Genomic DNA, 20,187 nt, shown 5'->3' with positions numbered 1-20,187 from the left:
CGCATGCGCACGTCCGCTGCCGTGGCCACCGTCCTCGCGGTGACCGGAGCCGCCCTCGCCTGGGCCCCCGCCGCTTCCGCCGACCCCGCCGAATGCACGCCGAATCCGCTCGGCACGGCCGGGCTCTACGCGGAGTTCGTCGAGGGCGACTCGGTCCGGCACTCCGACTCCGAGGGCGCGGTGGCGGTCGGCGGCGACGCGACCTTCGGCGACCCGGCGGCGCCGTCCGGCTTCTCGGTCGGCTACCAGCTCACCCCCGGCGACCTCGGGAAGCTCCCCGGCGGCCACAGCCTCGTCGTCGGCGGCACCCTGACCGCCAACCAGGTCGTCATCACCAAGGGCACCGGCATCGCCGGCAAGGTCGTGAACGCCTCCGGCGGCAAGAACTTCGGCGTCGACGGCCCGATCGCCGAGGGCGCCTCCCCGGTCGACTTCGGCAAGGAGTTCGCGAACCTGCGCGCCCTCTCCTCCGGCTGGGCGGGCGAGAAGCCCAACGGCACCGTCTCCGCCTCCGGCGACGGCCTCTTCCTCACCGGCGCCGACGCCACGCTCAACGTCTTCGCCGTGGACGCCGCCGACCTCCAGAAGGCCCGCGCGATCACCCTGGACGTGCCGGTCGGCGCCTCGACCCTGGTGAACGTGCTCGGCGCCACGTACGACATGAACACCAACGCCACCTACGGCGTCTACTACAAGAACCTCGCCGGCGGGCTGCCCGTCGTCGACGACTACAACGTGCCGGACCAGGCGTACCGCACCATCCGCTCCAAGCTGCTGTGGAACTTCCCGCAGGCCACCACGGTGAAGAAGAACTACACCTCCTGGCCCGGCACGATCCTCGCCCCCGGCGCCACCGTCCACATGGGCGGCCCCGGCGTCGGCCCCGGCCACGTCAACGGCGCCGTGATCGCGAAGAACCTCGTCACCGTGCCCGGCGCCGAGACCCACCAGATGACCTTCGCCGGCTGCCTCCCCGGGAAGACCACCCCCGGCCCGGTCGTCACCCCGGAGACCCCGAAGCCGACCGACACCCCGGTCCCCACCCAGCCGGCCACCACCGAGCCGCCCGCCGCCACCACCTCGGCCCCCGCGCCCGCCACCTCGGCCCCCGGCGCCCCGGAGACCACCCCGCCGGCGTCCGCGGAGACGCCCTCCGGCACCCCCTCCGCGAGCACCGCCCCGGCCGGGACCCCCGAGGAGACCGGACCGGCGCCCGCCCCGTCCGCGACCACTCCGGAGGGTGATCTCGCGACGACCGGTTCGGCCATCGGGCCCGGTGTCATCGGGGCCGCCGTGGGCGCCCTGCTGCTCGGCGGAGGCTTCCTGGCCTTCGCGAAGCGCCGCCGCCGGGCCTGAAACCCCGGTGTCGTGTCTCGGCCATCTCCGGTGCGAAGTACGGACGAGGTGCTGACGCCACATCATGGATGTGGCTAACATCACGCCAACGCACCGGCAGTGCAGCCGGGCCGTTGAGGAGGTGCGCGTGCGTTCTGCCCGGAAAACACGTGGTGGGAAGCTGACCGTCTGCGGCATCCGCACTTCCTGGAACACCATCGGCGACGGCGAGTTCTTCTGCGAGGAGTGCGGCGGCGACCGCGGCTACCGGCGGCGCACCGGCCGCCGCCGGTTCGCCGTCCTCGGCGTCCCGCTGGTGCCCCGGGGCTGTACCGGGCCGGTCGTGGAGTGCGCCGCCTGCCACACCCGCTTCGGCACCGAGGTGCTGGAGCGGCCGACCACCGGCCGCTTCTCCGGGATGCTGCGGGACGCCGTCCACACCGTCGCCCTCGCCGTGCTGGCGGCGGGCGGCACCGGCTCCCGCGAGGTCCTCGACCGGGCCGTGCACGCCGTCCGGTCCGCCGGCTACGCCGACTGCACGGCCGTCCAGCTCGTCGACCTGGTCGAGGCGCTGGAGGCCGACACCGGCCGCTTCATGCCGGAGATCAACCCCGAGGGCGCCCTCCTCGCCATCGAGATCCACGAGGCGGTCGCCCCGCTCACCCCGCACCTGGAGCCCGCCGGACGCGAGGCGCTGCTGCTCCAGGCCGCCCGGATCGCCCTCGCCGACGGCGGCTACAGCCCGGCCGAGCAGGAGGTCCTGGGCACCGTCGGGACGGCGCTCGGCCTCCCGCCCGAGGACGTCCTGCGGCTGCTCGCCTCCGCCCGGACGGTCTCCTGAGCCCGGGCCTCAGGGCACGATGTTCTGGTTGAGCCGGAACACGTTGTCGGGGTCGTAGCGGCGCTTCACCTCGCGCAGCCGGTCGTAGTTCTGCCGGTAGTTCACCCGGACCCGGTCCTGGTCGTCGGTGTCCATGAAGTTCACGTAGCCGCCGGCCTCGGTGTGCGGGCGCAGCGCCCGGTCGTAGGCGCGGGTCCAGGCCACGTTGGCCTCCGTCCCGGACGGGTCGGTCCAGGTCGCGCCGAAGGAGTGCGAGACGTCCGCGTCCCGGTAGGCGAAGGCGGTCTCCTCCGGGCCGGTGCGGTGGCAGGCCCCGTCGATCGGGAAGAGCGCGGTGTCCGACTCCATGGTCGGCATGGTCGCGCCGTACTCGGCGTGCACGGCGGCGGCCCCGGCGGTCAGGCCGGCGCTGAAGTTCCCCTTCCAGTAGTGGAGGAGCCCGGCGGGCAGCTGCTCGTCGAAGAGCGTGTTGATCACCGGGTACGGCATCCGGTCCATGAACCGGCCCACCACCGGCCCCAGCCCGTCCAGCAGGGCCAGGACCTTCCCGTCCCGGTCGCGCGGGCCGCTGAAGCAGGTGAAGGCGGCGCAGATCGGGCGCCCGTGCCAGCGCTCCGGCAGGAACGGTTCCTCGGGGCCGAGGGCCAGCACCAGGATGATGTTCAGCTCCTCGGGCGCGGCGGTGGCCGCCTCGTACCAGGCGCGGATCACCGCGTCGTCCAGCGGATAGCAGGTCAGCCCGCCGAACACGTCCGACAGCGGATGCAGCCGGTAGACGAACTCGGTCACCACCCCGAAGTTCCCGCCGCCGCCGCGCAGCGCCCAGAACAGGTCGGGCCGGCGGTCGGCGTCGCAGGAGACGAGGGTGCCGTCGGCGGTGACGACCTCCGCGCCGGTCAGGTTGTCGCAGCTCAGCCCGTACCGGCGGGCGAGGTGGCCCATGCCGCCGCCCAGGGTCAGTCCGGCGATCCCGGTCGAGGAGATCACCCCGCCGGTGGTGGCGAGCCCGAAGGCGTGGGTGGCGTGGTCGAAGCCGCCCCAGGTGGCGCCGCCGCCGGCCCGGGCCGTCCGGTCCTCCGGGGCGACCCGCACCTCCCGCATCGGGGAGAGGTCCACCACCAGGCCGTCGTCGACCGTGGAGAAGCCGGCGACCGAATGCGACCCGCCGCGCACCGCGAGCGGGAGCCCGTGCTCCCGCGCGTGGCGGACCGCCGCGACCACGTCGCCGGCGTCCACGGCGTGGACGACGACGGCGGGACGGCGGTCGTGCAGGGCGTTGTAGACCCGCCGGGACTCCTCGTACGAGGGGTCGCCGGGGGCGACGACGGTGCCGCGCACGGCACCGCGGAGCGCGTCCAGGGTGTCCGTCGAAGTGGTCATGCTCCCGGTGTACGCGGGCCGGGCCGGCGGCCGCATCGCCCGGACCGCCCATTCCGGGGGCCACCGCCGTGTGGGCCGTTCAGACCAGGCCGTGCGCGTAGGCGTAGGCGGTCGCGGCGGCGCGGGAGGAGACGCCCGCCTTGGCGAAGATGTTGTTGAGGTGCCGGGCGACCGTGTGCTCGCTGATGACGAGGGTCCGGGCGACGCCCTTGTTCGTCGCCCCGCCGGCGACCAGCCGCAGCACCTCGGCCTCCCGGGCGGTCAGCCCGCCCGGCAGCCGGCGCCGGGACGCCGACGTCAGCAGCGCCGCGGCCCGGCGGGCGTCCGGCGCGGCCCCGAGCCGCTCGAAGCCGTCCCGGGCGAAGGCCAGCTCCAGCCGGGCGGCCTCCTGGTCCCCGGCGGCCCGGTCGGCCGCGGCGATCAGCATCCGCACCTGCGCCGCCTCGTACGGCACCCGCAGCCGCAGCCACCCGTCCAGCGCCCGCCGCAGGACGGGCAGCGCCTCCCCGGGGCTCTCGGCCAGGGCCACCGCCCCGGCCGCCGTGTCGGCGAGGGCGCGCAGCAGGGGCACGTCACCGGCCAGGGCGTCGAGCTCCGCCGCCGCGTCCGCCGCGTCCGGCACGGCTCCGGCGGCGAGGGCGACCTCGGCCGAGGCGGCGAGGAGCCGGGCCCGGGCCAGCGGTCCGTGGCGGGCGTCCTGGCAGGCCAGCGCGAGCCGCAGCCCGGCCGCCGCCGCGTCCGCGTGGCCCTGGGCGAGCCGCAGCAGGGCGAGGCCCGGCTGGGGGAGCCGGCCCAGTTCGTGGGCGTGGGCGTAGGAGCGGGCGGCCTCGTCGAGGCGGCCCTGCCGGCGCTGCACGTCTCCGGCGGCGCAGTACGCGGCGGCCGCCGCCTCCAGGCAGTCCACCGGCACCTCGCGGCAGGCCCGCCGGGCCTCGTCCTCGGCGGCCGGCCACTCCCCGACGAGGTCCAGGACCTCGACCCGGTGGGCCCGGCACACCCCGCGGAAGGGGTTCCCGCCGTCGTCCGTCGTGGCGCACCACTCCATCGCGGTACGGGTCCACTCGACGGCCCGGCCGAGGTCGGCGGCCTCCATGCACTGGGTGAGGGCCAGGCAGTACAGCCAGCCGGTGAAGACGCCGCTCAGCTCGCCGGCGGCGGCCGCGCACATCGCCTCGTCGAGGAGGGCGAGACCCTCCGCGCGGCGGCCCTGGGCGAGCAGGGCGGCGGCGGACGCCTGGCGGCTGAGGGCCAGCAGGTCGGGGCTGCCGGAGGCTTCGGCGAGGCGGGTCATGCGGCCGGTGGCGGCCAGCGCGGCGGCCCCGTCCCCGCGGGCGGTGGCCTCCTCGGCGTCGGCCCAGGCGAGGAAGGACTGCTCGGGGCAGGCCGGCAGGCCGTCCAGGTGGTGGCGGGCGCGGTGCAGCCAGCCGGCCGCGACGGCGGGCCGGCCCAGCCCCTCGTACTCGTAGTGGAGCCACCAGGCGGCCAGCCCCGCGCCCCGGTGGTCTCCGGCCGCCACATGGGCGGAGTGCGCCCGCAGCCGGGCGGCGACGGACTCGTCGAGGTGCCCGGACCACCAGGCGGCGTCGGAGAGCGCGCCGAGGTCCTCGGGGGTCAGCGCCTCGTCCGGGTGCCGGTCGCGGGCGTGCAGCAGGGCGTACGCCTCGGCCCAGGCTTCCCGGGCCACCGCGTCCCGGGCCCGGCCGGCGCGGTCGATCACGGGTGCGGACACGGGCCTCACCCCTTCCGGTCCTTCCAGCGTAGGACCGGACGCGGGGAGGGGGCACCCGGTGGATGCCCCCTCCCTCACGGTGTCGTGCCGCGTCAGCCGATGGCGCCGCTCGCGCGGAGCATGTCCTCGCGCTCGACGATCTTCACGCGCTCGCGGCCCTCCGGCTCGCCGAGCGCCTTCTCGGCGGCGTCGAGCGCGTACCAGCCCTCCCACGTCGTGTAGGTGAGGCCCTTGCCCTCCAGGAAGCCGACGATCGCGTCGGTCTCCGGGCTGGCCGGGGTGAGGAGCCGGCCGGCGGCGAAGTCCTCCAGGAGGTTCGCGACGGTCTCGTTGGCGTCGCCCTTGGTGTGGCCGATGAGGCCGACCGGGCCGCGGCGGATCCAGCCGGTGACGTAGGTGGAGGCCATGGGCTCGTCGCCCTCCATCACGCGGCCGCCCTGGTCCGGGACGGTGCCGCTGACGGTGTCCCAGGGCAGCTTGGGCAGCTCGTCGGAGAGGTAGCCGACGGCGCGGTAGACGGACCGGACGTCCCAGTCGGTGGTGACGCCGGTGCCCTTGACGTTGCCGGTGCCGTCGAGCTCGGTGCGCTCGGTGCGCAGGCCGACGACCTCGCCGTTCTCGCCGAGGATCTCGACCGGGGACTCGAAGAAGTGCAGGAAGAGCTTGTGCGGGCGGTCGCCGACGTCGCGGATCGCCCAGTTCTCCAGGGTCTTGGCGACCATGTCGGTCTGCTTGTTCTTGCGGCGCTCGGCGATCGAGCCCTCGTCGTAGTCGATGTCCTCGGGGTTGACGATGACCTCGATGTTCGGCGAGTGGTCGAGCTCGCGCAGCTCCATGGGGCTGAACTTGGCCTGGGCCGGGCCGCGGCGGCCGAAGACGTGGATCTCGACGGCCTTGTTGGCCTTCAGGCCCTCGTGGACGTTGGCCGGGATCTCGGTCGGCAGCAGCTCCTCGGCGGTCTTGGCGAGGATGCGGGCGACGTCGAGTGCCACGTTGCCGACGCCGAGGACGGCGACCTTCTCGGCGGACAGGTCCCAGGTGCGCGGGACGTCCGGGTGGCCGTCGTACCAGGAGGCGAAGTCTGCGGCGCCGAAGGAGCCGTCCAGCTCGACGCCGGGGATCCTCAGCTCGCGGTCGAACATGGCGCCGGTCGAGAAGACCACCGCGTCGTAGAAGGAGCGCAGGTCGTCGAGGTGGATGTCGGTGCCGTAGTTCACGTTGCCGAAGAGGCGGACCTGCGGCTTGTCGAGGACCTGGTGGAGGGCGGTGATGATGCCCTTGATCCGCGGGTGGTCGGGGGCGACGCCGTAGCGGATGAGGCCGAAGGGGGCCGGCATCCGCTCGAAGATGTCGATGGACACGCCCGGCTCGGTGGCGGTGTCGGACTTCAGCAGCGCGTCGGCGGCGTAGATGCCGGCGGGGCCGGCGCCGACGATCGCGACCCGGAGGGGGCGGGGCATGACTGGGTTCCCTTCGCATACGGCGTGCGGCGGAGCCGCCGACACTTAGGCCACCCTAATTAACATCCGGCGAAGAGTGGTACCCGACCCCGGTCTATGCCCCCATAAGGCGAGCTTATGACTTCTCAAAGGGCTCCTGTGAAGCTGGCGCCCGCGAGCGCCGCGAGGCCGATCGTCAGGAGGGCCGAGCCGAAGAGGAGGAAGGGGCCGGCGAGGGAGTTCACCGCGTCGGTGAACGGCTTGGACAGCACCAGCACGTCACCCGGTTCGTCCGCCGGGAAGGCCACGGTGAGGGACGGGTCGTCCTCGCCGTGCAGGAAGCCGCGGTAGGCGCCGGTCCCGTCGGGGTACATGTACCCGCCCCGGGTCGTGGTCCGGACGGCGGTGGCCAGGACGCCGTGCCGGCGCAGCCACCTCTCGCGCCGGCTGCGCCCGGCCCCGTACCAGCCGAAGGCGAGGCACAGCCAGCCGAGGCCGCCCAGCGGGATCTCCATGACGACCACGTCCCAGTGGCCCGTCGCGCCGGCGGCCACCCCCAGGACGATCAGCGCCAGCAGGTGGCCGAGCACGCCCCGCAGGAGCCGGCGGTGGAAGCCCTTCCGCCAGGTCGGGCCCAGGTGGCGGATCAGGGCGAACGGGGTTCCGTCGACGTCGTCGTCGTCCACCCGCTTCGCCAGCAGCGCGTTCATCTCGTCGGCGAGGACGGCCGCGTCCGCCTCGTCCACGTCGTCGATCCGGTGGACGACCGGCGTCGTCCCCTTCCTCGCCCGCAGCTCGATCAGGAGGGTCCGCCCCTCCGCCCGCAGCCGGCCGAGGCCGTCGGGGGTGAAGGTGATCTGCTCGCGGGGGAGGTCGAGGACCAGGCCCAGGTCCTCCACGGTCAGGACGGCGCCACCGCTGCCCCGGAGGACGGGGAAGGCGGAGAGGGGTATCGGCATGAGCATGATCGTAAGGGGGGTGGTGTGCCGTGTCAGCACCCTCGCGCCGCCGGGCCGGCCCTCCGGCCGCCACCCCGCCGGCGCCCTCCCGTCACCACCCCGCCGGGACCCGTGGGCCGCCGTCGCGCCGGCCGTCGCCCCGTGCCGGCCGCCGCTGTCGCGAAGGCCCCGTCCGGGGCCGTCGCCTCACCCGTCCCGCTGTCGGCGGCGGGCCGCGCCGCCCCGCGTGCACGCCAGGAACCCGCCGGCGGCGGCGACCGGAGGGACGAGCCAGAACAGCGGCGCGTACGCACCCTGGGGGGCGTTCAGCGCGAGGAGCACGCCCAGGACGGCCGCCACCGCGGCGACCGCGGCGGCGATCCCCTTCCCGGGGGCGCGGCGGGGCTCCGGGGCGCGGGGCGCGCGGGTCGTGACGAGCGCGGCGCCGTCGGGGGCCGGGACCTCGGGCAGGGCGGCGGTCACGGCGTCCGCGAAGGCGAGCGCGCCGTCCTCGCTGACGTCGGTGACCCGGTAGATCGTCGGCTCGTTCGCGCCTGACGCGGTCAGGACGATCGCGACGGACCGGCCCTCGGCGTGGACGAACGAGATCGCCGCCAGCGGTATGTGGTGTTCCTTGTCCGGGCGGTGCAGGGTCACCGGCCCGCCCGCGAAGCGGAGAACCGATTCGCCACCGCGCAGGACCAGAGAGGGGGTGGCCGTCATCGTCCGCATTCCTCCGCCGCCGTCGGTCGTCCCCGGGGCGTCTCCGGGCGACAGGGCGACGCTCCCGCGCCGATCGTAGGGGCACCGGCCCGCCCCGCACCACGTCCGGGTCTCCGGGCCGGCCCCGCCGGGACCGTTCCGTGCGCCCCCTTCGCGCGCCCCGGCGTGCGCCGGAACGAAAACGCGGGGAGCCGGGGCGGGAATTCCACGGCGCCCCGGCACGGCCGTTCGAGATTCCCCCGGATTTCCGGGACTTCGCCGATTCCGCGACCGACCCGACGGCCGCGAATCGAATGATCCGCTCGAACATCCCGCCCCGGTGGCGTGCGGGAACGTCCCGAACTCCCTTGGTGCGTCCGACGATTCTACGGATCACCGGCCGGCCGGGAGTGGGGAAGCGGGAAATGGATTCAGAAAGGCATACGTTGGTGAAGGAAGACACCAGAAGAGAACGGCCACGGGTGTAGTCGGAGCGGCGCGGCACGCGGAGCCGGAAATGCGCGGGAACGGCGCGGAGGGAATCCCCCGCCCGGCCCCGGCGTCCGGACCGCGGCTCCGTCGTCCCCGCGGCCGCTCGTTCGCAAGGGACACCGCACGGCGGACCCGGCCCGGCCCGCCGCCGGACCCGGACCGCCGGGGAGGAGGGCCGGTCATGGCACTGCCGATCGGGGCGTACGTCGTGGAGATCCGCACCGGGCGGGTCGCGAGGGTGATGGGGCACGAGGGCCCCTACGTCCAGATCCGCCCGCTCGGCGGCGGGCGCGAGTGGGACGTGGCGCCCGAGGAGGTCCGCGAGGCCACCTCGGCCGAGCGCCTCAGCGCCGCCACCGCCCACGTCAACGCCCGCAGCCGCGGAGAGGTCCCCTGAACCCCCCGGCCCCCTCCGCCGCCCCGCCCCCTCCGCCCCCGCCCGACTCCTCCGCCCCGGCCCGGCCCTCCGCCCCGGCCCCTCCGCCGCCCCGGAGCCCCGCCGAGACCGGGCCCGCGGCCCCTCGCGCGCGCCCCCGTCCGCGCGGGCGGCCGGGACCGGCCCGGCGTACGGGAGAATGGGCCCATGAGTCTGTTCCGCGACGACGGCATCGTGCTGCGCACCCAGAAGCTGGGCGAAGCGGATCGCATCATCACGATCCTCACGCGCGGGCACGGCCGCGTGCGCGCCGTCGCGCGCGGCGTGCGGCGCACCAAGTCCAAGTTCGGCGCGCGTCTCGAACCGTTCTCCCACGTGGACGTGCAGTTCTTCGCCCGCGGGAGTGAGCTGATCGGACGCGGGCTGCCGCTCTGCACCCAGAGCGAGACGATCGCCGCGTACGGCGGCGGCATCGTCACCGACTACGCCCGCTACACCGCCGGCACCGCGATGCTGGAGACGGCGGAACGCTTCACCGACCACGAGGGCGAGCCGGCCGTCCAGCAGTACCTGCTGCTCGTCGGCGGGCTGCGGACCCTGGCCCGGGGCGAGCACGCCCCCCACCTCATCCTCGACGCCTTCCTGCTCCGCTCCCTCGCCGTGAACGGCTACGCGCCCTCCTTCTCGGACTGCGCCAAATGCGGACTCGACGGTCCGAACCGGTTCTTCTCGGTCGCCGCGGGCGGCGTCATATGCGGCGACTGCCGGGTGCCCGGAAGCGTCGTACCCTCAGCGGAGGCCATCGGCCTGCTCAGCGCGCTGCTCACCGGCGACTGGGCGACGGCGGACGCGTGCGAGCCGCGTCACGTCAGGGAGGGCAGCGGACTCGTGTCCGCCTATCTGCACTGGCACCTGGAGCGCGGCCTGCGCTCCCTGCGTTATGTAGAGAAAAGCTAGGAGAGACCACGCCATGGCCATCGCACGACTCCTCGGGCGCCAGCGTCGGGAGTACAGCACCCCCGAGCCGCACCCGTCCGGCGCCCGCCCGCCGAAGCTCCAGTCCGAGCTCGTGCCGGAACACGTCGCGATCGTCATGGACGGCAACGGCCGCTGGGCCAAGGAGCGCGGACTGCCCCGCACCGAGGGCCACAAGGTCGGCGCCGAGCAGGTCCTCGACGTCCTCCAGGGCGCCATCGAGATGGGCGTCGGATCGATCTCCCTGTACGCCTTCTCCACCGAGAACTGGAAGCGCTCGCCCGAGGAGGTGCGCTTCCTGATGAACTTCAACCGCGACTTCATCCGCAAGTCCCGCGACCAGCTCGACTCCCTCGGGGTCCGGGTCCGCTGGGTCGGCCGGATGCCCAAGCTGTGGAAGTCCGTGGCCAAGGAGCTCCAGATCGCCCAGGAGCAGACCAAGGACAACACGAAGCTCACGCTCTACTTCTGCATGAACTACGGCGGCCGCGCCGAGCTCACCGACGCCGCGCAGGCGCTCGCCGAGGATGTGAAGGCCGGCCGGCTCGACCCGTCGAAGATCACCGAGAAGACCATCCAGAAGTACCTCTACTACCCGGACATGCCGGACGTGGACCTCTTCCTGCGGCCCAGCGGCGAGCAGCGCACCTCCAACTACCTGATCTGGCAGAGCGCCTACGCCGAGATGGTCTTCCAGGACGTGCTGTGGCCCGACTTCGACCGCCGCGACCTGTGGCGCGCCTGCGTCGAGTTCGCCCAGCGCGACCGCCGCTTCGGCGGAGTGGACCCGGCCGACCTGGCCGTCCTCGACAAGGGCTGAGGAGGCCCCCGCGCGGTGCCGCTAGGATCCGGCGCGTGAACGGGATACCGGACGACTCCACGGTCCACGACCGGATCGAACTCGCCTACTCCGCCGTCCTCGTGGACGTGCGCGAGGCGGTGCTGATCAGCCTGAGGGCGGCCCGCTGGTGGCGGGTGCTGCGCTGGATCGCCTACGGCACCGCGGTCCTCGCCTTCCTGGTGGCCGGCCTGGAGCTGCTGCTCCCGGGCGCCCCGGACACGGGGACCGTGGCCGAGATGGCGGGGCTCGGCGCCGGGCTCGTCGTCCTGATCCGCCTGCTGCCCTGGGCCGTCGCCCAGACCTTCTACCGGGCCGCCCGCGCCCAGGGGGGTGAGGTCAGGGCGGTCGCCGGCGCCGAGAGCGTCCGGTGGACCGCGCGGGAGGCCGACGCCGCCATCCGCTGGGGACTGCTGACCCGGTACGTGGAGACCGACCGGCTCTTCGTGCTGCTCACCCCCCGGCGGACCGGCTCCGGCTTCGCCTACCTGCCCAAGCACGGCCTCGCCGCCCCGGCCGACGTCGACCGCCCCGGGGCCCCCGTGCCCGGGCACCCCAGCCGCGACTCCCCCCGGGGGGGGCCCCGCACCGGAATCGTCCGGTGCGGGCCCCCCACGTATGTCAGGTCTCAGCTCACTTCGCCGCGCACTCCGCGCAGGTGCCGAAGATCTCGACGGTGTGCGCCACGTTCACGAAACCGTGCTCGGCCGCGACCGCCTCGGCCCACTGCTCGACCATCGGACCCTCGACCTCGACGGCCTTGCCGCAGGCGCGGCAGACCAGGTGGTGGTGATGGTCGTCCGACGAGCAGCGGCGGTAGACGGTCTCGCCGTCGCTGGTGCGCAGCGCGTCCACCTCGCCCGCGTCCGCCAGGGACTGGAGGGTGCGGTAGACGGTGGTGAGGCCGACGGAGTCGCCGCGGTGCTTGAGCATGTCGTGCAGCTCCTGGGCGCTGCGGAACTCGTCCACCTCGCTCAGCGCTGCCGCCACGGCGGCGCGCTGCCTGGTGGAGCGGCCGCGTACGGGGGGTCCTGCCGTCGCCACGGGGGCCTCCTAGATGTATCCGTTGCCCCCGCCATTCTGCCAGTCCCCCTCTGCCCCGAGGGCAGTCCCGGAACCTCCCGGATCAGACCTTGACGTCGTCCGCCGGTCGCCGGCCCCCCGGAAGCGGGGTGGCGCAGCCGTCCCCGGCGGCCGCCCGGGCGGCCCGGGCCCGCCGCTTGGCGAGCGGCGTGGCGAGCAGGGTCAGCAGGACGAAGACGCCGATCGCGTACAGGACGATGGTCGCGCCGGGCGGGACGTCCTGGTAGTACGAGGTGACCGTGCCCGCCAGGGTGACCGTGACACCGGTCGCCACCGCGGCGACGAAGGTCGCGCGGAAGGACTTCGACAGCTGCTGGGCGGCGGCGACCGGCACCACCATGAGCGCGCTGACGAGCAGCAGGCCGACGACCCGCATGGCGACCGTGACGGTGACCGCGGCCGTGACCGCGATCAGCAGGTTGAGCAGGCGGACCGGCAGGCCGGTGACGCGGGCGAACTCCTCGTCCTGGCTGACCGCGAAGAGCTGCTTGCGCAGGCCGACGGTGACCAGGACGACGAAGGCGGCGAGGACGCTGATCGCCGTGACGTCCTCGGTGGAGACCGTGGACAGCGAGCCGAAGAGGTACGAGCTGAGGTTGGCGTTGGAGCCGGTCGGCGAGAGGTTGATCAGCAGCACGCCGCCCGCCATGCCGCCGTAGAAGAGCAGCGCGAGCGCGAGGTCGCCGCGGGTCTTGCCGTACGCCCGGATCAGCTCCATCGCCACCGAGCCGGCGACGGCGACGACGGTGGCCATCCAGACCGGGCTGGAGTTCAGCAGGAAGCCGAGGCCCACACCGGTCATGGCGACGTGCCCGATGCCGTCGCCCATCAGCGCCTGGCGGCGCTGGACGAGGTAGATGCCGACGGCGGGCGCGGTGATGCCGACGAGCACGGCCGCGAGCAGCGCCCGCTGCATGAAGGCGGGTTCGAGGAAGTCCATGGTCAGCTCAGCAGTCCCGTGCGGAGCGGCTCGCCGGCCGCGTGCGGATGTACGTGGTCGTGGCCGGGCAGCGCGTGCTGGCCGAGGGCCTCCGGCGGCGGGCCGTCGTGGACGACGCAGCCGTCGCGCAGGACGACCGCGCGGTCGATGAGGGGCTCCAGCGGGCCCAGCTCGTGCAGGACGAGGAGGACGGTGGTGCCGCCGGCGACCTGCTCGCGCAGGGTGGTGGCGAGCACCTCCTGGCTGGCGAGGTCCACGCCGGCCATCGGCTCGTCCATGATCAGGAGCTCGGGCTCGGAGGCGAGCGCGCGGGCGATGAGGACCCGCTGGTGCTGGCCGCCGGAGAGCGCGGAGACGGAGTCCCCGGCGCGGTCGGCGAGGCCGACGAGGTCGATGGCCCGGTCGACGGCGGCCTTGTCGGCCCTGGTCGCGAAGCCGAACCTGCGGCGGGAGAGCCGGCCGGAGGCGACGACCTCGCGGATGGTGGCGGGGACGCCGGCGGCGGCGGTGGTGCGCTGGGGCACGTAGCCGACCCGGGCCCAGTCGCGGAACCGCTTCCGCCCGGTGCCGAACAGCTCGATGGTGCCGCCGGTCAGCGGCACCTGGCCGATGATCGCGCGGACGGCGGTGGACTTGCCGGAGCCGTTGGCGCCGAGCAGGGCGACGACCTCGCCGCGCCGGACGGTGAGGTCGACGCCCCGGAGGACGGGGCGGGCGCCGAGGGCCGCCGTGGCGCCACGGACGGAGATGACGGGCTCGTCGCTCACGGATGCCTCCTGCTGTGCTGTGGTCACTTGGCGCCGAGGGCCTTCTGCAGCGCGGCGAGGTTCGACCGCATGACCTCGATGTAGTCGTCGCCCCGGGACGCGTCCGTGATTCCCTCCAGCGGGTCGAGGACGTCGGTCGCGAGGCCGGTGTCCTTCGCGAGGGTCTTCGCGGTCCTGTCGCTGGCCAGCGTCTCGAAGAAGACGGTGCTGACCTTGTCCTCCCGCGCGATGTCCTGGAGCTGCTTGATGCGGGCGGGGCTCGGCTCGGACTCGGGGTCGACGCCGGAGATGCCCTCCTGCTCCAGGTGGTAGCGCTCGGCGAGGTAGCCGAAGGCGGAGTGGGTGGTGATGAAGGTGCGGGTCGCGGTGTTCTTCAGGCCCGTCTCGAACTCGGTGTCCAGCGCGCCGAGCTTCTTCACCAGGGCGGCGGTGTTCTTCTCGTAGTCGGCGGCGTGGGCCGGGTCGGCCTTCGCGAAGGCGGCGCCGACGCCCTTGGCGACCTCGGCGTACTTCACGGGGTCGAGCCAGACGTGCGGGTCGGTACCGGCCTCGGAGCCGTGGTCGTGGTCCTCGTGCGCCGCGTCCTCGGGGGACTCCTCGCCCTCGTGGGCGTGGTCGTGGCCTTCGCCGGCCCCGGTGTCGTGGGCTTCGAGGGTGGTGAGGGCGGCGGCGTCGACGGTGTGCTCCACGCCCGCCTGGGCGATGGCCTCGTCGACGGCGGGCTGGATGCCCTTGAGGTACAGGAGGACGTCGGCGTCGGAGAGCTCGCCGATCTGGCGCGGCTTGAGCTCCAGGTCGTGGGGCTCGACGCCGGGCTTGGTCAGGGTCTGGACGGCCACGTGGCCGCCGCCTATCTGCTCGGCCAGGTACTGCACGGGGTAGAACGACGCGACGACGTCCAGCTTGCCGTCGGCCCCCTTGTCGGCGGCCGAGGAGCTTCCACCGCAGGCGGAGAGGGTGACGAGCCCGAGGGCGACGGCTCCGGCGACGGCGGTGGTGGGTATCAGACGGCGTACGTTCATGACACTCATTTTCAACAAAATTGGAAACGGTTGTCAATTGCCTTCCCGGGACTCCGGGTGTGGCACCGGCCACCCCGCGCCCGCTCCCGGCCGACCCCGAACCGATTTGATAACCGGCCCATGGGCGCCGGTAACCTGTGGCATTCGCACTTCGTCGTCGTAATGAAGAGAGCACCGTGGCCGCCGACAAGATCGACACCATCGTCAGCCTGAGCAAGCGCCGTGGCTTCGTCTACCCGTGCAGCGAGATCTACGGCGGCCAGCGTGCCGCCTGGGACTACGGACCGCTGGGTGTCGAGCTCAAGGAGAACATCAAGCGCCAGTGGTGGCGTTACATGGTCACCGCGCGCGAGGACGTCGTCGGCATCGACTCGTCGGTCATCCTGGCGACCGAGGTCTGGGAGGCGTCCGGTCACGTCGCCACCTTCACCGACCCCCTGACCGAGTGCACCTCCTGCCACAAGCGCTTCCGCGCCGACCACCTGGAGGAGGCGTACGAGGCGAAGCACGGCCGCCTCCCCGAGAACGGCCTCGCCGACCTCAACTGCCCGAACTGCGGCAACAAGGGCACCTTCACCGAGCCCAAGAACTTCTCGGGTCTGCTCTCCACCCACCTCGGCCCGACCCAGGACTCCGGCTCCGTCGCGTACCTGCGTCCCGAGACCGCCCAGGGCATCTTCACCAACTTCTCCCAGGTCCAGGTGACCTCGCGCAAGAAGCCCCCGTTCGGCATCGCGCAGATGGGCAAGTCCTTCCGGAACGAGATCACTCCGGGCAACTTCATCTTCCGGACCCGTGAGTTCGAGCAGATGGAGATGGAGTTCTTCGTCAAGCCGGGCGAGGACGAGGAGTGGCAGGAGTACTGGATGCAGCAGCGCTGGAACTGGTACACCGGCCTGGGCCTGCGCGAGGAGAACATGCGCTGGTTCGAGCACCCGCAGGAGAAGCTCTCCCACTACTCGAAGCGCACCGCCGACATCGAGTACCGCTTCTCCTTCGGCGGCAGCGAGTGGGGCGAGCTGGAGGGCGTCGCCAACCGCACCGACTACGACCTGACGGCCCACTCCAAGGCGTCCGGCGCGAACCTGACGTACCTGAACCAGGAGACCGGCGAGCGCTACACGCCGTTCGTCATCGAGCCCGCCGCCGGCGTCGGCCGCACCATGCTCGCCTTCCTCCTCGACGCGTACACCGAGGACGAGGCCCCCAACGCCAAGGGCGTCATGGAGAAGCGCGTCGTGCTGCGCCTCGACCACCGCCTGGCCCCGGTCAAGGCCGCCGTCCTGCCGCTCTCCCGCAACGCGCAGCTCTCCCCGAAGGCCAAGGGCCTCGCGGCGGACCTGCGCCAGAACTGGAACATCGAGTTCGACGACGCCGGCGCCATCGGCCGCCGCTACCGCCGTCAGGACGAGATCGGCACCCCGTTCTGCATCACCGTCGACTTCGACACCCTCGAGGACAACGCGGTGACCGTGCGCGAGCGCGACACCATGAAGCAGGAGCGCGTCTCCCTCGACCAGATCCAGGGCTACCTGGCCAGCCGCCTCATCGGCTGCTGACCTCCCGGTCGCCACGGCAGAGCCCCCGGTCCGCACGGCGGACCGGGGGCTCTCCCGTGGGCGCGGGGGCCGGATCAGGACCGGCGCAGCGCCCTGAGGACCAGGGAGACGACGGCCTCGAAGGCCGGCACGATGTCCGGCGCGGACCAGTCGGCGGCGTGCGCCGGGTCGTGGAAGCGGTCGGTGGCGTCGAAGACGGCGCGGGCGGTCGTCAGGACGCCGTGATCCGCGGCGGCGAAGATCCCGTCCCGGATTCCGTCCCCGACGATGGCGGCGATCTGCTCGACGAGGTGCTCCACGTGCCGGTCGACGACCGCGCTGTTCTCGCCGATGAGCACCATGAACGTCGCCATCAGCTCCGGGTCGCCGCCCGCCTTCTGCCGCTTGAGCGCGAAGAGCCGGCGCAGCCAGCCGTCGAGCCGTTCGTCGGCGGGCCCGGGGCCCTCGGCGTACGGGCGGAGCTCCGTCACGTTCCGCTCCAGCCACCGCTCGGTCACCGCCTCGCGGAGCGCCGCCTTGGTGCGGAAGTGGCGGTAGACGCTGCCGTGGCTCACGCCCAGCGCCCGGGCCACGTCCACGACCGTCGCCTTCGCGGGGCCGTACCGCCGCAGCACCTCCTCGGTGGCTTCGAGGATGCGCTCGGCGGTGAGGGTTTCGGTGGCGGCCATGGAGCGACAGTACCTGTCAGTGCTCGCTGTCCAGGTGGGCCATCTGCGCGGCCGGGTAGCGCTCGCCGGCCGCCGCGCCCGCCGGGACGGCCGCCTCGATCGCGGCGAGGTCGGCCGGGTCGAGGACCACGTCGAGGGCGCCCAGCGCCTCGGTGAGCCGGGCCCGGGTGCGGGCGCCGACCAGCGGCACGATGTCGTCGCCCTGCGCCAGGGCCCAGGCGATCGCGGTCTGCGCCACCGAGACGCCCTTGGCCTCGGAGACCGCCCGCAGCCGGTCCACGAGGTCGAGGTTGCGGTGCAGGTTCTCGCCCTGGAAGCGGGGGCTCATGCCGCGGAAGTCGCCGGGGGCGAGCGACCGGTCACGGGTGAAGTGGCCGCTGATCAGGCCGCGCGAGAGGACGCCGTACGCGGTGACGCCGATGCCCAGCTCGCGGGCGGCCGGCAGGATCTTCTCCTCGATGCCCCGGGAGATCAGCGAGTACTCGATCTGGAGGTCCGCGATCGGGGCCACGGCCGCGGCCCGCCGCAGGGTGTCCGCGCCGACCTCGGAGAGGCCGATGTGCCGGACGTGCCCGGCCTCGACCAGCTCCGCGATGGCGCCGACGGTCTCCTCGATCGGCACGTCGGGGTCGACGCGGGCGATCCGGTAGACGTCGATGTGGCCGGTGCCGAGCCGCTGGAGCGAGTACGCGGCGAAGTTCTTCACCGCCGCCGGCCGGCCGTCGTACCCGGTGAAGCCGCCCTCGACGGTCCGCAGCGCGCCGAACTTCACGCTCGTCAGCGCCTGCTCGCGGCGCCCGGCGGGCGCGGTGCGCAGGGCCTCGGCGATGAGCAGCTCGTTGTGGCCCATCCCGTAGAAGTCGCCGGTGTCGAGCAGGGTGACGCCGGCCTCCAGGGCCGCGTGGATCGTCGCGATCGACTCGGCCCGGTCGGCCTCGCCGTACAGCGCGGACATGCCCATGCAGCCGAGGCCGAGCGCGGAGACGGCGGGGCCGGTGGTGCCGAGGGTGCGGGTGGGAAGCATGACGGTCTCCTGAGGGGAGGGAGGAGGGGGTGCCTCTCCACCATGACATGCGCGATGACAGATTTCAATATCTGTCAGTCGTTACGAGGGGGCGGCGCGCGGCGGCCGGAAAACCGGGTGCACCCGCCCGCCCCGCCCCGGTACCGTGCGGGCATGTTTGCTCACCTCCCGATCTACGAGTGAGAGCGGCGCGCAGGCCGATCCACCGACCACCGCCCACCTCATCGAAGGGGAGACCCCCATGGCGAAGAGCCGCAACAACCTCCTCGGCGTCGGCGGACAGCGCAAGAAGCTGTCCCGCGCCGAACAGAACGGTGCCGGCCAGGGCCGTGCCGCCGACCGCCGCAGCGCGGAGGACAGGAAGCAGGACCTCCTGAAGAAGATGCGCGAGCGCAACCAGGACGCCGCCGCCGAGTAGTCACGACACGAAGGGCCCGGGCCGCGCAGGCGGACCCGGGCCCTTCGCCGTCCCCGGCCGGTCCGCTCGGGCGACCCGGGCCCTACGCCGTCCCCGGCCGGTCCGCTCGGGCACCCCGGGCCCTACGCCGTCCCCGGTAGCTCAGCCCGCCGCACCCCTCGGCAGCCGGAGGGCGTACAGGCCGGTCAGCAGCGCCAGGACCAGCTGGATCAGCAGGGTCGTCGCCAGCGCCGTCCCCATCGGGGCCGCCGCCGCCAGCGACAGGAAGAACGAGCCCAGCGTCGCCACGCCCAGAGCCAGCGCCGCCTGCTGGGTCGTCACCATCACCCCGCTGCCCACCCCCGCCCGGTCGGCCGGCACCCCGGCGAGCACCACCCGGAAGAGGACCGGCAGCTGGAGCCCCTGCCCGAGCCCCGCCACCGCCATCCCCGGCGCCAGCGTCCACGGCGTCACGTCCGGCCAGGAGTGCCAGGCCGTCCACGCGAGCATCCCGAGACCGGCCGCCTGGACCGCCGCGCCCGCCGGGATCACCCGGGTGCCCCAGCGGGCCACCAGCCGGGGACCGGCCAGCGAGGCGCCGAAGAAGGCCAGCGCCATCGGCGCGAGCGCCGCGCCCGAGGCGACCGGGCCCAGCGCCAGGCCCTGCTGGAGCGCCACCGCGATCACCAGCATGAAGCCGCCGAAGCCGCCCGAGAGGGGCAGCACCAGGACCAGGCCCCGGCGCAGCGGAGCCAGCCGCAGGAGCGACGGCGGCACCAGCGGGGTGCCGCCCCGCAGCTCCGCGCGCCGCTCCGTCCGCCAGAAGACCGCCGCCGCCACCGGGAACGCCGCCGCGGCGCACCAGGTCCACAGCGGCCGGTCCGCCGGCCGTCCCCCGGTCAGCGGGACGAGGAGCGCGGTGAGGGCCACGGCCAGCAGCACCGTGCCCCGGACGTCCAGACCCGCCGGAGCCGCCGCCCGGGTCTCCGGAACCGCCCGGAACGCCGCCGGCAGCGCCAGCAGCACCACCGGGACGTTCACCAGGAAGGCCGCCCGCCAGCCCAGCCCCGCCAGGTCCGCCGCGACCAGCAGACCGCCCAGGATCTGGCCCGAGACGAACGCGAGCCCGTTGGTCGCCCCGTACAGACCCAGCGCCCTGGCCCGGCGGGCGCCCGTCGTCGAGGAATGAAGGGTCGCGAGCACCTGCGGCAGCAGCAGCGCCGCCGCGGCACCCTGTGCCACCCGGGCCGCGACCAGGCTCCACGCGGTCGGGGCGACCCCGCACAGCAGGGAGGTCGCACCGAAGGCCACCAGCCCCGTCACGAAGAGCCGGCGGCGGCCGAAGAGGTCACCGAGCCGGCCGCCGAGCACCAGCAGCACCGCGTACGACAGGCCGTACCCGGCGACGACGAGTTCGAGCAGCGTCTCGTCCGCGGCGAGGTCGTGGCCGATCGACGGCAGGGCGACGTTGACGACGAAGAAGTCGACCAGGGGGAGCGCCGCCCCCAGGAGGACCGTGAAGAGGCCGAGGGGGCCGAGAGCCGGGGCGGGCGGACGGGCGAGCGGGGGCGTTGTCGTGGTCACCCTCCGACGATCGGCGCCGCCCCTCCCTGGTACCAGAGCCTCCTCATCCTGGTACCGGCACCGCCTGGCACCCGGGTCCCCGGACGGGCAGGCTGGGA

19 protein-coding genes are annotated in these 20,187 nt (G+C 73.8%); 7 read left to right on the top strand and 12 right to left on the bottom strand.

Annotated elements, in window-relative coordinates:
• Window positions 1-3: 3 nt before the first annotated feature.
• Window positions 4-1,356 (top strand): choice-of-anchor A family protein, encoded by a 1,353-nt coding sequence (locus ACFVU3_RS16895; RefSeq protein WP_390066804.1) that lies wholly within the window; start codon window positions 4-6, stop codon window positions 1,354-1,356.
• A gap of 127 nt (window positions 1,357-1,483) precedes the next feature.
• The gene (locus ACFVU3_RS16890) at window positions 1,484-2,176 is read left to right on the top strand and encodes a TerB family tellurite resistance protein (RefSeq protein WP_390066802.1); all 693 of its coding nucleotides are present in this window, start codon (window positions 1,484-1,486) and stop codon (window positions 2,174-2,176) included.
• A 9-nt stretch (window positions 2,177-2,185) separates the two neighbouring features.
• On the opposite strand, the gene ACFVU3_RS16885 is transcribed toward ACFVU3_RS16890, so the two are convergent.
• The 5 genes from ACFVU3_RS16885 to ACFVU3_RS16865 form a co-directional block, all read right to left on the bottom strand.
• Window positions 2,186-3,556, bottom strand: coding sequence for an FAD-binding oxidoreductase (locus ACFVU3_RS16885; protein WP_390066800.1), 1,371 nt, complete (start codon window positions 3,554-3,556; stop codon window positions 2,186-2,188).
• Window positions 3,557-3,635: 79 nt separating this feature from the next.
• Window positions 3,636-5,285, bottom strand: a complete 1,650-nt coding sequence (locus tag ACFVU3_RS16880) for a LuxR C-terminal-related transcriptional regulator (protein ID WP_390066798.1) — start codon at window positions 5,283-5,285, stop codon at window positions 3,636-3,638.
• Between the two features lie 92 nt (window positions 5,286-5,377).
• Window positions 5,378-6,745, bottom strand: a complete 1,368-nt coding sequence (locus tag ACFVU3_RS16875; protein WP_390066797.1) for an FAD-dependent oxidoreductase — start codon at window positions 6,743-6,745, stop codon at window positions 5,378-5,380.
• A 125-nt stretch (window positions 6,746-6,870) separates the two neighbouring features.
• Window positions 6,871-7,683, bottom strand: coding sequence for a hypothetical protein (locus ACFVU3_RS16870; RefSeq protein ID WP_390066795.1), 813 nt, complete (start codon window positions 7,681-7,683; stop codon window positions 6,871-6,873).
• A gap of 186 nt (window positions 7,684-7,869) precedes the next feature.
• Window positions 7,870-8,385, bottom strand: coding sequence for a hypothetical protein (locus ACFVU3_RS16865; protein WP_390066794.1), 516 nt, complete (start codon window positions 8,383-8,385; stop codon window positions 7,870-7,872).
• A 652-nt stretch (window positions 8,386-9,037) separates the two neighbouring features.
• Between ACFVU3_RS16865 and ACFVU3_RS16860 the strand changes: the two genes are divergently transcribed.
• The 3 genes from ACFVU3_RS16860 to ACFVU3_RS16850 all read left to right on the top strand — a co-directional run bounded on the left by ACFVU3_RS16860 (window position 9,038) and on the right by ACFVU3_RS16850 (window position 11,027).
• Window positions 9,038-9,253, top strand: a complete 216-nt coding sequence (locus ACFVU3_RS16860; RefSeq protein WP_390066793.1) for a hypothetical protein — start codon at window positions 9,038-9,040, stop codon at window positions 9,251-9,253.
• 186 nt (window positions 9,254-9,439) lie between these two features.
• Window positions 9,440-10,189: a DNA repair protein RecO gene (recO, locus tag ACFVU3_RS16855; protein ID WP_390066792.1), complete on the top strand. Its 750-nt coding sequence runs from the start codon at window positions 9,440-9,442 to the stop codon at window positions 10,187-10,189.
• 13 nt (window positions 10,190-10,202) lie between these two features.
• Entirely contained in the window at window positions 10,203-11,027 is an 825-nt protein-coding gene (locus ACFVU3_RS16850) for an isoprenyl transferase (protein WP_361163318.1), read from the top strand.
• Window positions 11,028-11,678: 651 nt separating this feature from the next.
• On the opposite strand, the gene ACFVU3_RS16845 is transcribed toward ACFVU3_RS16850, so the two are convergent.
• The 4 genes from ACFVU3_RS16845 to ACFVU3_RS16830 form a co-directional block, all read right to left on the bottom strand.
• A complete protein-coding gene (locus tag ACFVU3_RS16845; protein ID WP_360307538.1) occupies window positions 11,679-12,089 on the bottom strand; it encodes a Fur family transcriptional regulator in 411 nt (136 codons plus the stop codon).
• Between the two features lie 82 nt (window positions 12,090-12,171).
• The gene (locus tag ACFVU3_RS16840) at window positions 12,172-13,068 is read right to left on the bottom strand and encodes a metal ABC transporter permease (RefSeq protein WP_390066790.1); all 897 of its coding nucleotides are present in this window, start codon (window positions 13,066-13,068) and stop codon (window positions 12,172-12,174) included.
• Window positions 13,069-13,070: 2 nt separating this feature from the next.
• The gene (locus ACFVU3_RS16835) at window positions 13,071-13,862 is read right to left on the bottom strand and encodes a metal ABC transporter ATP-binding protein (RefSeq protein ID WP_390066789.1); all 792 of its coding nucleotides are present in this window, start codon (window positions 13,860-13,862) and stop codon (window positions 13,071-13,073) included.
• Window positions 13,859-14,857 carry a metal ABC transporter substrate-binding protein gene (locus ACFVU3_RS16830; RefSeq protein ID WP_390066787.1) on the bottom strand — a complete coding sequence of 333 codons (999 nt, stop codon included), beginning with the start codon at window positions 14,855-14,857 and terminating at the stop codon, window positions 13,859-13,861. Before ACFVU3_RS16830 ends, ACFVU3_RS16835 begins: the two co-directional genes overlap by 4 nt.
• 176 nt (window positions 14,858-15,033) lie before the next feature.
• On the opposite strand from ACFVU3_RS16830, the gene ACFVU3_RS16825 reads away from it, so the two are divergent.
• Window positions 15,034-16,416: a glycine--tRNA ligase gene (locus tag ACFVU3_RS16825; protein WP_390066785.1), complete on the top strand. Its 1,383-nt coding sequence runs from the start codon at window positions 15,034-15,036 to the stop codon at window positions 16,414-16,416.
• A 74-nt stretch (window positions 16,417-16,490) separates the two neighbouring features.
• Here the strand turns inward: ACFVU3_RS16825 and ACFVU3_RS16820 are convergent, their stop codons facing one another.
• Together ACFVU3_RS16820 and ACFVU3_RS16815 are read right to left on the bottom strand one after the other, a co-directional pair.
• Window positions 16,491-17,084, bottom strand: coding sequence for a TetR family transcriptional regulator (locus tag ACFVU3_RS16820; RefSeq protein ID WP_390066783.1), 594 nt, complete (start codon window positions 17,082-17,084; stop codon window positions 16,491-16,493).
• Window positions 17,085-17,100: 16 nt separating this feature from the next.
• Complete coding sequence (locus ACFVU3_RS16815) at window positions 17,101-18,108, bottom strand: aldo/keto reductase (protein WP_390066781.1); 1,008 nt, start codon at window positions 18,106-18,108, stop codon at window positions 17,101-17,103.
• Window positions 18,109-18,349: 241 nt separating this feature from the next.
• On the opposite strand from ACFVU3_RS16815, the gene ACFVU3_RS16810 reads away from it, so the two are divergent.
• On the top strand, window positions 18,350-18,526 hold the full coding sequence (locus ACFVU3_RS16810; protein ID WP_390066779.1) for a DUF6243 family protein: 177 nt from the start codon (window positions 18,350-18,352) through the stop codon (window positions 18,524-18,526).
• Window positions 18,527-18,667: 141 nt separating this feature from the next.
• Here ACFVU3_RS16810 and ACFVU3_RS16805 read toward each other — a convergent pair whose 3' ends face one another.
• On the bottom strand, window positions 18,668-20,089 hold the full coding sequence (locus ACFVU3_RS16805) for an MFS transporter (protein WP_390066778.1): 1,422 nt from the start codon (window positions 20,087-20,089) through the stop codon (window positions 18,668-18,670).
• Window positions 20,090-20,187 lie beyond the last annotated feature (98 nt).

Source organism: Streptomyces sp. NPDC058052 (assembly GCF_042885515.1).
GTDB lineage: Bacteria > Actinomycetota > Actinomycetes > Streptomycetales > Streptomycetaceae > Streptomyces.
The sequence above is the reverse complement of the archived record's forward strand: the minus strand, read 5'-3'. Positions and strand labels throughout refer to the sequence as shown.